Annotated in this window: 9 protein-coding genes and 1 pseudogene; 1 reads left to right on the top strand and 9 read right to left on the bottom strand. The window is 46.4% G+C overall.

All coding sequences use genetic code 11. The features are described from left to right. The 7 genes and pseudogenes from RJ60_RS15755 to RJ60_RS16455 form a co-directional block, all read right to left on the bottom strand. The coding region (locus RJ60_RS15755; RefSeq protein ID WP_219725858.1) for a hypothetical protein at positions 1–238 on the bottom strand (238 nt) is incomplete at its 3' end. Continuing rightward, on the bottom strand, positions 235–1,023 hold the full coding sequence (locus RJ60_RS00530) for a DUF3307 domain-containing protein (RefSeq protein WP_103133775.1): 789 nt from the start codon (positions 1,021–1,023) through the stop codon (positions 235–237). The genes RJ60_RS00530 and RJ60_RS15755, both read right to left, overlap by 4 nt. Positions 1,024–1,151: 128 nt before the next feature. Then, on the bottom strand, positions 1,152–1,775 hold the full coding sequence (locus RJ60_RS00535; RefSeq protein ID WP_103133776.1) for a SatD family protein: 624 nt from the start codon (positions 1,773–1,775) through the stop codon (positions 1,152–1,154). 325 nt (positions 1,776–2,100) lie between these two features. Then, positions 2,101–3,378, bottom strand: a complete 1,278-nt coding sequence (locus RJ60_RS00540) for a hypothetical protein (RefSeq protein ID WP_146028879.1) — start codon at positions 3,376–3,378, stop codon at positions 2,101–2,103. A 517-nt stretch (positions 3,379–3,895) separates the two neighbouring features. After that, entirely contained in the window at positions 3,896–4,285 is a 390-nt protein-coding gene (locus tag RJ60_RS16450; RefSeq protein WP_103133778.1) for an HD domain-containing phosphohydrolase, read from the bottom strand. Continuing rightward, positions 4,222–4,572, bottom strand: coding sequence for an HD-GYP domain-containing protein (locus RJ60_RS00550; RefSeq protein ID WP_103133779.1), 351 nt, complete (start codon positions 4,570–4,572; stop codon positions 4,222–4,224). The genes RJ60_RS16450 and RJ60_RS00550 overlap by 64 nt, the downstream gene beginning before the upstream one ends. Beyond that, a pseudogene (locus RJ60_RS16455) lies at positions 4,518–5,158 on the bottom strand (MASE3 domain-containing protein). Before RJ60_RS16455 ends, RJ60_RS00550 begins: the two are co-directional and overlap by 55 nt. Positions 5,159–5,596: 438 nt before the next feature. On the opposite strand from RJ60_RS16455, the gene RJ60_RS00565 reads away from it, so the two are divergent. Next, entirely contained in the window at positions 5,597–6,940 is a 1,344-nt protein-coding gene (locus tag RJ60_RS00565) for an APC family permease (RefSeq protein WP_103133782.1), read from the top strand. An 88-nt stretch (positions 6,941–7,028) separates the two neighbouring features. Here the strand turns inward: RJ60_RS00565 and RJ60_RS00570 are convergent, their stop codons facing one another. Both RJ60_RS00570 and RJ60_RS00575 read right to left on the bottom strand, forming a co-directional pair. Continuing rightward, the gene (locus RJ60_RS00570; protein WP_103133783.1) at positions 7,029–11,915 is read right to left on the bottom strand and encodes a right-handed parallel beta-helix repeat-containing protein; all 4,887 of its coding nucleotides are present in this window, start codon (positions 11,913–11,915) and stop codon (positions 7,029–7,031) included. Between the two features lie 550 nt (positions 11,916–12,465). Further along, a complete protein-coding gene (locus RJ60_RS00575) occupies positions 12,466–13,155 on the bottom strand; it encodes a pirin family protein (protein WP_219725859.1) in 690 nt (229 codons plus the stop codon). Positions 13,156–13,823 lie beyond the last annotated feature (668 nt).

Raw genomic sequence — 13,823 nt, forward strand, 5'->3', positions numbered from 1 at the left:
GCAAACAGACAAGATGAGGTCGAATGAAATCTCCTTTGCACATTGGACGAAGATCCGCTGTAAGCTTAAGAACAAAGACCCGCTGAACGCTGTGAAGAGTCGTCCTTAGTCCTTCGTCCCAGATCATGGACCCCGTCCTTGGGAAGAGCCTGAGGTCAGAGGCAAGAGGTCGGAAGAGCGAAGAGATCTTGATCTTCTTACCTCTAGCCTCATTCCTCTTACCTCTGATCCGCCTCAAAGAACCTTCAAGATCATCCCGCCAACCATTGCAATCATCACGCTCGCCAGTGTCCCGATTAGATAGTATTCTGCAAAGTCTTTGTTCTCGAAATTCTTAAATCTGGCCAGCGATTTGGCGGCTATTACAATGGTTATAGAGGCAACATTTCCCGTGAGATAAAGTGTAAGAATGAGAAGTCTTTCGAAGATCCCGATCACCTTTCCGGTCTTCACATTATCGAGAACGGAGCTGTCTCCTGCTATTCTCTGAAGATAGTCCGGTACATTCTTGTAGATGAGATCGAAGAGCTTTCTTATGAATACCGCGCCGGCAAAGAGTACGTACAAATAGACAATTGTTATCAACAGAATTTTATGAACCGGAAGCGAGGATAGGTTTAGCCCCGTATGTATGGAGAACCAGCCAATGAAGCTCGAGAAGCTCCTTGAAACGGTGAAGCTGGAAATCGGCAAGAGGAAAGAAATGAGCACTAGATGCAAGAATTGGTCAACAATGAGCATAACAAACTTCGTTGCCGGACCTCTCCGATTCTCGATCTGAGCTTTGAACACATCTATCAGTATATGAAAGAGGGAAAGCACAAGGCAGTACATGAGCACTTCGGTCAGCTTGAAGGGGAGCATAAGAACCAGAAGAGTCACAAACACAACGCACCAGTGTTTCAGGAATCCCTTCATCTGAACATTATTCTTTTCGTTTGCCATTGCGTCTGTCTGAAACAAGAAATCGGCAAGTACATGCGCCAGAACCGAAAGCGCTAGAGGTATCACTAATCGTGTCATGGTAGCCTCCGTTAATATCCCAGTAAATGCGCGTTTGTCGTGAAATATACTTATGATAAGGTCCTAAAGACTTATTTAGCGTAAATAAGGTTATATAGACTAATTTTACAAATATAAGGCTGAATAAACTAATTTCCAAGCGACAAATCGATCAACTTTGCCAACCCCATTTCGGCAGCTCTTACCACATTCCAGCTGGCCTTTTCACAGTGTTCCTGAACCGTCGGGGCTGTCACTCCCAGAGCCTTAGCCGCCTTTTCGTAAGTCCCCTCGGCTTCATATACATGAACGGCTTCCCACTGCTTTTCAGTCCAACTCCTCTCAACAGTTTCAAGCAAAGATAAAGAGGTGTTCATGGCAATTGACAGTAACTCGTTATCATGAACGAAGAAAGTGTTGGAAATCTTACTTTGCTTCGCACTATCAAGCGCCGTTCTCGCATCGAAGAAGACTCTGCCGCTTAAATCCCAAGAAGAACCGGCCTCCTCAAGCTCCTTCTTATCGATTTCGCCTATGCTTAACCCAATTCTTAGCCTGAAGGGTCGCACAATGTATCTCAACCTTCGAACAAGTATCGGTAGGGCCCCCAGCTCAGACAATACACCCTGAATCTCATCTCCTCTAGATATGGCGAATGGCTTTGCGAGATACTCCGAACCAAAACCCTCGATCGAATTCCGAATACTCTCCACCGGAATCTCTTGCTTCCTTGATTGGATGATATCGGCGGTAATTATCGCATAAAGACCCATACAGCTCACACTCCGTAAACAGCAGAGGTACTCCAAACTGATTGTAGCACAGATCCTGGTGAGACCATAAAGTGACGACAAGCAGAATGCCACTCTAGTCTTTACGAGATACCCACTTATCGATGTGGAGATCAATACGACATCCTAGATAAATGGATCGGCTATTCAGAAGTCTTTGAAGGCTTGTTACTCAATATGAAAACTGTTGATGGAAATTCTAGGGAAAGCCCGTTGAAGAAAACGGGAAAACTCCCGAATATGCTGCATCTTCGGCAAATAGAAGGAGTAATGCGTCAGATGCAGAAATTCAATGGCTACCAGTCAGCTAATTAACTACTTCAAATAGCCAAAGATCTTTCTCTCTCTTTTCTGCACTGCCCTCTTGATAGGACATGGAATACCCTGCGAATATGATCCTGTTCCCTTCAATATAGGCTGAATTGACGACATCATCCCCGGAACCGCCGAAAGATAGAGTATCTATTATTCCTCCTTGAGAATCCAGTTTCATGATCCAAGCATCATTCATGCCGGAATTTTCTTTGACATCGATGTCGTTAGAAGTTGTCTGTCCAGCTACAATCAAGTCCCCATCATCTGTAAGAACTATGCAACGCGCAACGTCCGTGAAACTCCCGCCGTAGTTCTTGCTCCACAGTTCATTACCATCATCATCGACCGAAATAACCCAGAAATCTCTTCCACCAAGTCCATTCGAAAACAGTGATACCCCGGCGTCCTGTGAACCAATGGCTATGGCACCGCCATCACTCTCTGCAACTATATCGAAGCCATCCTCAAACCACTGACCTCCGAACTGATCAAACCATTCGACTTCCCCAGCAGCCGAGATCTTCAAGATCGACATCTGGTTGTCCACGTAGTTGCAGCTTATTCCACAATCTCTGTAAGCAAAGTAGCCGACTGCATAAATTGACCCGTCCTCTCCCAGGTAAAGTTTTTGCGCGCAATCTTCAGATCTGTAAGCGCCAACTACCCATTGAGACACCATATTGCCTTCACTATCCAGTTCCACTATCCAGAAGTCTTCTCCCCAATCATAGCCAGAGACATCTCCGTCCGCAGATCTTGTGTATCCTGCAACTACAATGTTTCCTGAAGGTTTCTCAAGTACATCGTATGCATGATCCTGTCCGCTGCCCCCAAGTGTTCTCTCCCAGATGAGTTCGCCTTCTGTTGAAAGCCTGATCACCCAGAAATCACCAATACCGTTGTTATTAGTCACATCTCCGTCTGCGGATTCCGTCAGACCTGCCAACAAGTATCCCCCGTCAGCAGTTAGGGCTATTGCCTCAGCAATATCTCTCTTACTTCCACCAAAGGTTTTCCACCACTGAAGATTCAAGTCACTGTCAAGTTTCACTATAAGGAAGTCTTCCTGACCGTGTGAAGAAACAATTGTCCCAAAAGAAGAGTCTGTGTGCCCTGAAATCGCAACGCTTCCATCATCGAGAATCTTAACGTCGCTTGCCTCGTCGTTGCCGCTTCCACCAAGAACAAGAGACTTTACTACATTTAGCCTTGCCCCCAGAAAAACCGTAATAAGAATTAGAAATACAGTTACTGACATTCTTCTCATCATCTATTCCTCCATCTCATGATCAACGTCTTCTGCATCCCTTTCCGAATAATCCTAGGATCGATAGTTGTTCATATTCGCTTCATTATATTTGATTAGGTGCTGTGAAGTATCTAAGAGAGGTTACTAATATGACCGAGATAAATAATCGTGATGTCAAAAACGGAAAGTTGCGCGTTTGCATCTGAAATTCCCGGAATACTCGTTCTCATGAGAGCCTTCGCTGAATCGAAAAGCTTACTACAATGAAAGACCAATCGGGACTTTTATAGCCGAAAGTGTAAATGGCCTGTGAGACAGACCTTACCACCTCAAATTAGCGAGATCTTGATTCCGTTCCTTAAACCTAATTGAATTGTGTGCGGCCAGAGTTCCATGAAGGATGTTGTGCTTCTGAGAGACTGAATATCAACATGAAAACAGATACTTTGTGATCCAGATCGAAATTCACATTATCCGTGCAGTTCACAACTTCCACAGTTCTATGGAAGAGAGCTTCTTGCAGTTTGAAATCTGATATCTAGTCTGGCAAGAAACCCGAACTGAATAGCTCAAGACAGCCTTTGACGACTTCTTCATCATACTTCGTGCCAACTCCTGATTTAATCTCTTCCAGGGCCATCTCAAGTCCCAGTGCGGGTCTGTAAGGACGATGAGAGCTTATGGCCTCGACAACATCAGCAGCTGCAATAATTCTTGCCTCAAGCATTATCTCCTCGTTTTTCAGACCTCTCGGATAACCGGATCCATCGATTCTCTCGTGATGCTGCCTGACTATTTCTGCAACGGGCGGACCGAAATGGATCTCCTTCAGGATTTTGAAGCCTTCCTCGGGATGATTCTCGATTAACGCCCATTCAATCTCATTAAGCTTTCCGGGTTTGTTGAGTATATCTGCAGGTATGAACAGAGCTTCCCGATGTCGTGGAGCCTGGAGGCTAACGAAAGCACATTTCGATCATCCTGTGAAAGTCGCATCTTTCTTGCTATCTCGTCGGCCAGTATAGCAACTCGCTTCTGGTGACCTGCTGTGTATGGATCCTTTATTTCAGTCGTCTCGCTCATTATTGCAATAAGCTCTTCCTGAGTCTTGCTGATTCTGTTGTAAAGGCTGTCGATCGGCTCTCGAATAGACCTGTAGACTATTCCCTGCAAGACAACGAAATAAGATACCAATCTGAAAATGTGGCCAAGCATTTTAGGAAACCGTACACGTCGGTATAGGTCGTAAAAACTATCTCACCGGCAGCGGTCATAAGAAGAGTCAGAAAGTAGTACTTTCTGTACGGCAGAACGTCTGGGGAATCGCTCCTAAAAAGAAGATAGATGCTCAATAATATGATTCCGATTACTACATATTCTATCGAAATCTTGAATGAAGTGAGACCTATTCCCATAATGAAACATTCAGGAAAGTATCCAAGGGAGATCGTCGTCTTTCCAAGGGCTCCTGCAATAATGAACCCTGCAAAATAGCCAATATTTAGATTTTATTTCTTAGGCAGAACCAGCGCCAACGCCAGACCGGAAGCCTCTATCAACCGACCCAGAATCCAGAACTGTGTCGGCTGATTTGCCGTCCAGGAAGAAAAGACACCCATCCCGGCAACGAGATTGTGTGAAGAACATCCAGGACCATTACTACGCTGTAGAGATATCCCATTCTCAGCACGAGAACATTCTTTCCTTTGGAAATGAATGCCATTGATACCAGGACTCCGGCGATCAAAATCGCCGTAATTTCGATAAACGAGTGGAAGAGAAGAAAATTCAAACGCGACACTGCTCACGAGGCCAAAGCGATCAATATCTGCACGGAAACAGTAATTGTCTTAGACATAACTTTACCACCAACGAAAAGGAGTTCTCTCAAGTATAATCCCTATCAAGCAGACAGCAAAAGTCCTTTTCACTAACAAACTTGTGCAATATAGTGCCAACGGATCCTCCTGCCAGACGAAGATTCACCTCTATACCAACAATACCTGTAATGGCGACTCCCCGAAGCCCTAAATACTAACACAAGATAAGGAATCATCTCAGCATATGACGACCAAAGTAGCAGAACCTGTGGAAAGGCAAGAAATCCCGGCCTAAAGAGAGTCGAAACTGAGATCGCCTTTCAGCAAAGTATAGAGACAATGTATAATAAAAGATGCACCATGAAAGGCATTCAGAGTTGAGCGAAAGTTCTTGGTCGGTGCTCGGAAAGGTGGAATAGATGAAGAAGACTATGAAGTTCTGGGATCTGGTCGCACTGGAAGTGGGGATGACAATCGGGGCAGGAATATTCATCTACATGCCGATCGCTTCTCAGAGTGCGGGGGTGGGAACAATACTTGCATTCGTCGTTGCCTTTGCTCCCATGGCAATTATCATGATAAACGTCATGTTGCTCGGATCGACACTTCCCACGACAGGCGGAACTTTCAAGTACGGTGCTTTCCTCTTTTCACCCAAAGTCGCATTTCTCGGTCTCTGGGCCTATCTCTTCGGTGCATTTGTCGGCCTGTTTCCGTTGAACGCGCTTGCGCTGGCATCATATATGAAGGGTATCTGGGATGGGATCGCTCTTGTGCCCGTAGCTCTGATTATTCTCACCTTCTTCTATGTAGTCAACCTTATGGGTCTTAAAATGGCTTCGCGAGTGGAAATTCTAGCTGTAGCTCTACTTTTTATTGCTATCACAATTTACACTGTGCCGGGCATTGGCAGAATCGAAGCGAGCAACCTCGAAGGCGTTTTCTCGAAAGGGATCGGTTCGATAATATACGCTTCGGCGCTATTGACTTTTACTTACGCGGGCTCTAATGCCGTGATAGAGCTGGGTGGGGAAGTGGAAAACCCCAGGAGAAATCTCCCGCTTTCGGTGATTTTTTCTCTCTCAGTTGTCTTGGTCTGCTATCTCCTGATGGCAATTGTCTCGTTTGGAGTAGGAGAAGATGTAATGACTAATGGCACTCTTAACGACGTTGCTTCGAATTACCTCAGCGGATTTCTTTTCTATGTCTTCGCATTCGGCGGCCCGATACTCGCAATTGCTACAACGATTAACGCGACATACATGTGGGGGACTAGATCTTTGCTCGCACTTTGTAAACTCCGAGTATTCCCCTCAAAACTCGGACTGGTCAACAAGAGAGGAACACCATGGGTTTTGCTGACGATTATTTGGCTTCTCTCTTCAATTATGCTGATTTCAGTTGGCGAATCCGGCCTAAACCTATTCGCAGCCTTCGCTTCAATAGGCGGAATAGCAGTAATCGTCCCAACGATGTTTGCAGTCTTCAGACTGAAGAATGATCCAAGGCTCAAAGGGAGAGCTCCCGCAATAGTTAATAAGAAATGGTTTACCCTAATCCCGGTTTTCGGGGCCGTGTTTTCAATAGTGATATTGCTCATTCTTCTTTATCAGGTCGGGACAGATTTCAGTGCTTCATTCTTCTTGTTCTTCATAGTATGGGAGATCATTGGCATAATTTACTTTGCCTTCAGATTGAGACACCTCAATCGTGTGAAAGACAATCCATTCGGCAGAGACAACTTATCGGCATTCGACGACTAAGTAGTCAAAGAAACTTATCGACTGAAAGACACAGTCAGTGCCATCGTTCCTGCATTGATTGCTTTGCGAACACATACTGTGGCGTGGTTCAGTTCACACAGTATCTCAATGTATCCACAATTCTCTCGAGAATCGGTTCATTCTGGCTCCAAAAACCCACCTTAGCCGCAAATCCAATCGATAGACAGTACCCGTCTTCATCGGGCTGATAGACATGTGAGTAGATTGTTCTCTCAACGTCCCACTGGGGTGCCGTAAGTTCTATCCATATGCCGGGTTGACCGGCAATGAGCCTTTCCGATTCTTCAACAACCTCCATAGAGAGTCTGATCTCCTCTTTTTCACCTTCAAGAAACTCGGGCCTCACTCGAGCAATAACAAAGAAAACATTCTCCGAGCCGGGTTCAGAATCGAACCATCTGCTGACGGCCTTCGAATCTTCGTCGTCCTCCAGTTCGCGCCTATACTCTTGAGAATCGTCATACCAGATCGACGGAACCTCAAAACATATTCCATCGGCGAAAACCTCTACCCATTCGGCTGCAAAGACTTCTCCAATTACCTCTTCTTTGGTTATAGTTTCTTCCGTATCCAACTCGTATTCAAGCTCTTCTTTTCCTGTCCAGGGATCGAACGTCACATTGTCACTTACAGAATTCCCCGTTCCTCGATAGTTGAGAGAAGGATGGTGCGGACCTGCAATGTCGCCCCACCAGCAATCTACAGCAACTACCTCGACCTGACTATCGTTTCTTACACCATAGATGGTGTTCTCTTCGAAGATACAGTCAGCGAAAGATATAGGAACGGTCTGCGAGGAGGAGATCCCTACTCCAGTTGAATTTCCAGAGAACGAAGACTCAAAAACTTCTAAGAATCCACTGCTGTTGCTTAGATGAAGACCATCGCCGGCAGTCCTTGAGACCGACACATTCTTGGCGATCAATGATCCAGAACCTGTCTTGAAAAGACCAACCTTGTCCCCGTAACCGGCAAACATAACGATAGCCCACTCAAGCTCCGCGCTCCCTTCTTCCTGTATGTAGATACCTCTCCACCAACCTGGTTCAGGAAGAGAATCATCGCCGTCACGATTAGAATCTCCTCCAAATGAGTCATCCCGCCAGTCGGTGAAAACGAGCGGCGCATACTCAGTCCCTGCGGCCTTTAAGCTGCCGGAAACCCTTAATCCCCTATAGGCAGCAAACTTCAAAACTGTTCCAGATTTGATTTCCAATATTGCGTTCTTAGAAATGGTTAACTCCCCAGACACGTAGAATGAGTACTCACTGCTCAGGCCGAATACTACGTCGGAGGTTATCATTCCTCCTTCTACAAATACATCGGTTCCGTTTTCTTCGAATCTTGCCAACCGGTCGTCGAAAGAGACATTAACTGCCAGCCGTACCCCAGTCCCGTTACTTATGAATGAATTGTTCGAGAGTTCAAGACTTAAATACCCGGCGAGAAGCTTTAGCGCGTCTCCTGTGACATTATGGATAGTAGAATTGGTTAGTGTGAAAGATCCTGATCCGCTACGAACGATCCCGCTCTGGGAGTACCCTATGGTAATCCAATCTAGTTTGGCCTTTCCTGACTCCCTTATGTTCACTGAATTCCACCAGCCTCTATCCGGCGCTGTGGCTTCGGCATCTCTATTCGTATCTCCGCCTACAGAATCATCTCTGAGATCGGTTATATGAACAGGCGATTGCTCAGTTCCTATAGCGATAAATTCGCCATCAACTGTTATAGAAGTATTTTGGGCCACTTTGACAACTGTGCCGGCCAGTATTTCCAGTCTTGCGTCTCTGGAAATAGAAGTGCTTCCGCTCAAGAACAGGGCGGTATGCTCAGGAACTCTCCAGACTATTTCTCCACTTATGGCTCCCGCATCTACGTGAATATCCCGGTTGTTTTCGGCAAAGTGTGTCCTCTCATCTATAGACAGCGAGCTGTTCGCAACGGCCCTTATGCCAATATCGTTGGATTCGAAGAAAGATCCCTCGATAACCACCCCATCTGTCCGGTAGTTAATTCCTGCTCCCGAGTTATGAGAGAAGGTAGATTCTCTAACCATAACCCCGCCGGCTGCATTGTCAACTCTGAAACCGTCTCCTGCAATGTGCTCAACAAGTGTATGCGACATTGCGACGTGTCCCGAACTATTCTTCAAGACTCCAGCCTTATCTCCATACCCCGCGTATCTGATCACGCACATCTCGAAGTCTGCTTTCCCATCTGTCATAATACTGATCGATCTCCACCAGCCAGAAGCCGGAACCGTCTCCTCGCCGTCTCTATTTGCATCTCCGCCAACTGAGTCATCCCTAAGATCGGTGAAGTAGATAGGCAGATTCTCTTTGCCCGTCGCTTCTAGAACTCCGTAAACGATAATTCTGTTATTCTGCCTGAACTTAATGACAGAACCGGAATGAATACTAAGTAAAGCCCCCGCTGCGATATTCACGTCTCCCGTAACTATCATAGAATAATCGCTGCTTGATCCCCAGGCTACTGCTCCGTTAACAGTCCCGCCGTCGAGGTAAATGTCGACCGCATTCCCTTCGAAGGTTGTTGTCTGATCGACAAAAGAAGAACCTATACCTATTCGCACTCCATTCGTATTGCTTACATACCGGTTGTCGAAATGCTCGAATGAAGAGTATCCTGCCGCTATACGGAGTCCGTCCCCAGAAGTATTAGCTATGACCGAATTCGATACCGAAAGAGCACCTGTCCCACTCTTAACTATCGTTCCACCATCGGTTCTACCGCCATAGGAGATTCTGCACCAATCGAAGTAAGCAGAACCGTCGTTGCGGATACTTATAGATCTCCACCAGCCGGCCTCCGGTGGTGATTCTGCTCCAGGTATTTCACCGCCAACAGTGTTGTCTCGAAGATCGGTGAAAAAGATGGGTGATTCCTCGGTCCCTAAAGCAATGAGCTTTCCATCGACAGCAAACATAGAATTCTGAGCTATCTTGATAACAGTTTCCGGCTTCACTGTGAGGCTCGCTCCGGCAGCAATAGTCACGCTACCATTCATCAGAATCGATATATATCCCGGAGTCGCCCACACTACATCTCCCGAGACTGTACCGGGATCAATCTGTACGGCGATACTATTTTCATCAAAATACGTTACTTCGTCCACCTCAATCGAACTGCCGGCAAGAAGTCTTATTCCAATGGCATTAGAAACAATAGCTAAAGCTTCCGTCTTAACTCCGTCGGTCTTGTAATACAATCCTGAACCTGAATTGTGAGACAATGTCGAGTATCTCACTTCGGTGCCGTCGGCTGCATTGTCAACTCTCAGTCCGTCACCCGCAACATCATGTATGGTACTGTACAAAATTGAAAGGGCTCCGGTGCTGTTCTTGATTACTCCGGCTCTATCACTAGCTCCCAGATAACCAATGACACAGTAATGGAAACTCGCGCTGCCCTCGTTCAGAAGACTTATACTCCGCCACCAACCAATCTCCGGCGAAGTCTCATCGCCATCCCCGTTGGCATCTCCGCCGACTAAATCGTTTCGAAAGTCGGTCAAGTTTATGGGAGCGTCTTCTCTACCCTTTGCTTCAAGGTGACCGTATACTAGAATCCTGTTGTTCTGCCTCATCTTAATCACGGTTCCGGCTTTGAGCTCCAATGTGGCGCCTGCAGCGATGGTTATATCTCCATTGGTAACCATAGAGTAATCGCTGTTGGCTCCCCACACAACATTCGTGTTTATTGCGCCTCCGTCAAGGTGGATATCTAGATCATTACCTTCAAATCGCGAAGTGAGATCTGAGAAAGATGAGTTTATCCCCAGCCGCAGACCAACTGAGTTGTGCCCGAAATAGTTGTTCGAAGACTCAAATAGAGAGTACCCGGCAGCTACTCTTAGTCCATCTCCGGCGCTGTTAATAATCGTTGAATTCGATATTCTTAGAAAACTACTGCCGCTCTTAAGAAGAGTAGCCCCATCTGATCTTCCCCCGTAGGCCAGAGTGCACCACTCAAAAACGGCTGAGCCCTCGTTCAGAATATTGATCGACCTCCACCACCCATTCTCGGGTAGAGTCTCGTTCCCGTCACCGTTTGCATCTCCACCCACGGAGTCGTCACGCAGATCAGTGAAAAAGATCTGCCGACTCTCTTCTCCTCTCGCCTGAAGTTCACCGTAGACCAAGATCCTGTTGTTTTGCCTGAACTTGATAACAGTTCCCGGAGCTATCTCAAGAGAAGCCCCGACACCGACCGTCACATCCCCGGTAACCGTCATGGAATAATCGCCGCCGGCTCCCCACCTTACATTCGCGCCGATAGTTCCTCCGTCAAGATGGATGTCTACTTCGTTTGAAACGAAATTTGAAGTCTGGTCAAAGAAGGATGAGTTTATCCCGACCCTGACTCCATTCGTGTTATACATGAATAGGTTGTTCAGGCTTTCAAAAAAAGAGTACCCCGAAGATATTCTGAGACCATCGCCTCGGACTCTTCGGATGATTGAGTTAGTTAGTCTCAGAGAACCCGATCCTGCCTTGAGAATTCCTGCTCCCGTTGAAGCACCCGCAAAGGATATTTCGCACCATTCAAGAAAGGCAGAACCCTCATTACGAATGTTTATGGATCGCCACCATCCAGGTACCTGAGCAGTTCCGGTGAAGATGATCGGGTTCTCCTTGTTGCCAACAGCCCTCAGAGTTCCGTCAACTATGAAGTCCTGATTCTGGACGATGAAAATCTCTACCCCCGGTTCGACTGTAAGAATCACATTAGGTGAAACGGTGATAGTAGACCTTACCAAGTACGGACTTCGATCCCTCGTCCAAACAGTATCTTCGGCAACGGTTCCTGACACTTCTGTGGGAGGTTTGTACCCATCAACAGGTGTCTCTGAGTTCAGGGCAAAAAGCGCCCCTGACGAAACTAGAAGGATTATCAGCAGCGAAGTCCTAACAAGCCAAAACGCTTTCATAAAGCACCTCCAGAGTATTCCGGGCTTTGCCGCCAGTACTACTCGGAGATTGGCCCGATCACGCGCCAAAGCCTTCGTATGAACTGATTATACATATGTGCGGAGCGAATACTTAGCAGATTGAATAGTACTCTCTTGATTTAAGTAACAATCTGGAAGGAAGGTATGGACGGACAAATGTTTGGTTAGTATGGCTTTCCACGAGGCAAATTCGGTGAAGAGACCTGTTTCGCGACTAGGTTCAGTCCATTGTGATCGTTCAATAATCCCTTATGAACTCACATTACGACTGGCCAGCATCAACGCACAGAATTCTTGCTTATTGGAGGGCAGGATAACTCTTCTACAATCATTTAGGTCAAACACTTGCCTTCATAATTACTCTATAGATGGTCGAGCAGGTCTCATCCATGCTTCACAAAGGTGTTCTTGCTCAGTTCCCGGAAGGCAACATCCAGTTTTTCCCTGGTGTTCATGACTATGGGACCTCCCTATGCAACAGGCTCCTTAAGAGGTTTCCCTGAAAACAGCAGGAACCTTATCCCCTCACCTAGGAGGTATCTCCATCGCCAAAGAGAACCGCTCGCTTGCTGTCAGTGGCTTCCTCTTCACTGGGATCGAATGTTCCACTCCCCAACAGTATATAGATGAAGAGAGTCATATCATCACCGGTCCCGAATAACCACTCTTTTCCGGCTTTGACCTCCACATCTAGATGCTTGGCCTTCACATATCTTCCTTCGAATGCTCCGGTGATGTTCTTGTAAGGTCCCGCAATTACGCGCACTATTGAACCTTCTTCATCTACAGCAGGAACATCCTGACTCTTTATGTCTCCATATTGAGGATTTGCAGTTTTGTCCCTGGCACGAAGATTAAGCCGAAGCTGTGCTCCAAGCAATCGTGCCGAGGGTTTGGGCATCTCTTGATGAATGATCCCCGACCCTGCAGTCATCCATTGACAGTCTCCGTCGAGTATTTCGCCTTTGTTGTCCAAACCATTACCGTACTCTATAATCCCGCTTACAAGATAAGTCACGGTCTCGATGCCCCTATGAGGATGCCATGGAAAGCCCTTAATGTAGTCCTCCGGATTTGTCGAATCAAAGGCATCCAGCAGCAAGAAGGGATCGAAATCCTCAACGTCTCTTTGACCAACTACTCTAACGAGCTTCACTCCGGCACCGTCAACGGCGGCTCTCCCAGTCAAGATCTTGCTGATTTTCCGTATTCTGCTCACTGTAAGTTTCCTCTTCACTCCGCGGCGGATCTCATGCATCAATACTCAAAAGCCTTTCGCAAAAATGGTGTCTGCAGATCTCCAGTCATGAATGACCTTCTATCTGAATCACATGATCTATTATCCCAGATAAGCCTCCAGGAACACTCTCATTAGCAAGATAACAGACAACAGGAAGGCCGGACCTTGTCGGCCCGGCTTTGAGGGATGGGGTGAGAAAGCTCATGAAGGTTTCCACTGTCAGTTCTGCTGTAACTGGTAATCAATTGCCGCTTGCTGTGCTTCTATGTCAAGGTTCATGTTCACCTGCACTTTCTTCAAATCATTTTCAAACAAATTATAAGAAAGAATTTTGGTGGTATTGTCGCAGAAATATGGGAAAAGATGAGAGATAAACTGAAAGTTGTTTTCTTTTTTCGGTAAACCTTTTTGAAATATTTCAGCATGCACAAAGAGAAAGAATGAGAATTTTCGAATCACTGCGTGCATATTATTCAGTTTCCTTGGATTCACAGGAGATGATGAGAAAATTCCGGTGTGTACTAGAAACTATCTAAGTTCATTTTTCAAAGAAGGCGGACCGGTAAGAAGGTGCTTTGCCGGAGCGTATTCACCCCCCAGGGGAATTGGACAAGTAAGTTAGGAATAGTAGACTAAGAAGGGGTGAA

The sequence above is a fragment of the Mesotoga sp. B105.6.4 genome (genome assembly GCF_002896535.1).
Lineage (GTDB): Bacteria > Thermotogota > Thermotogae > Petrotogales > Kosmotogaceae > Mesotoga.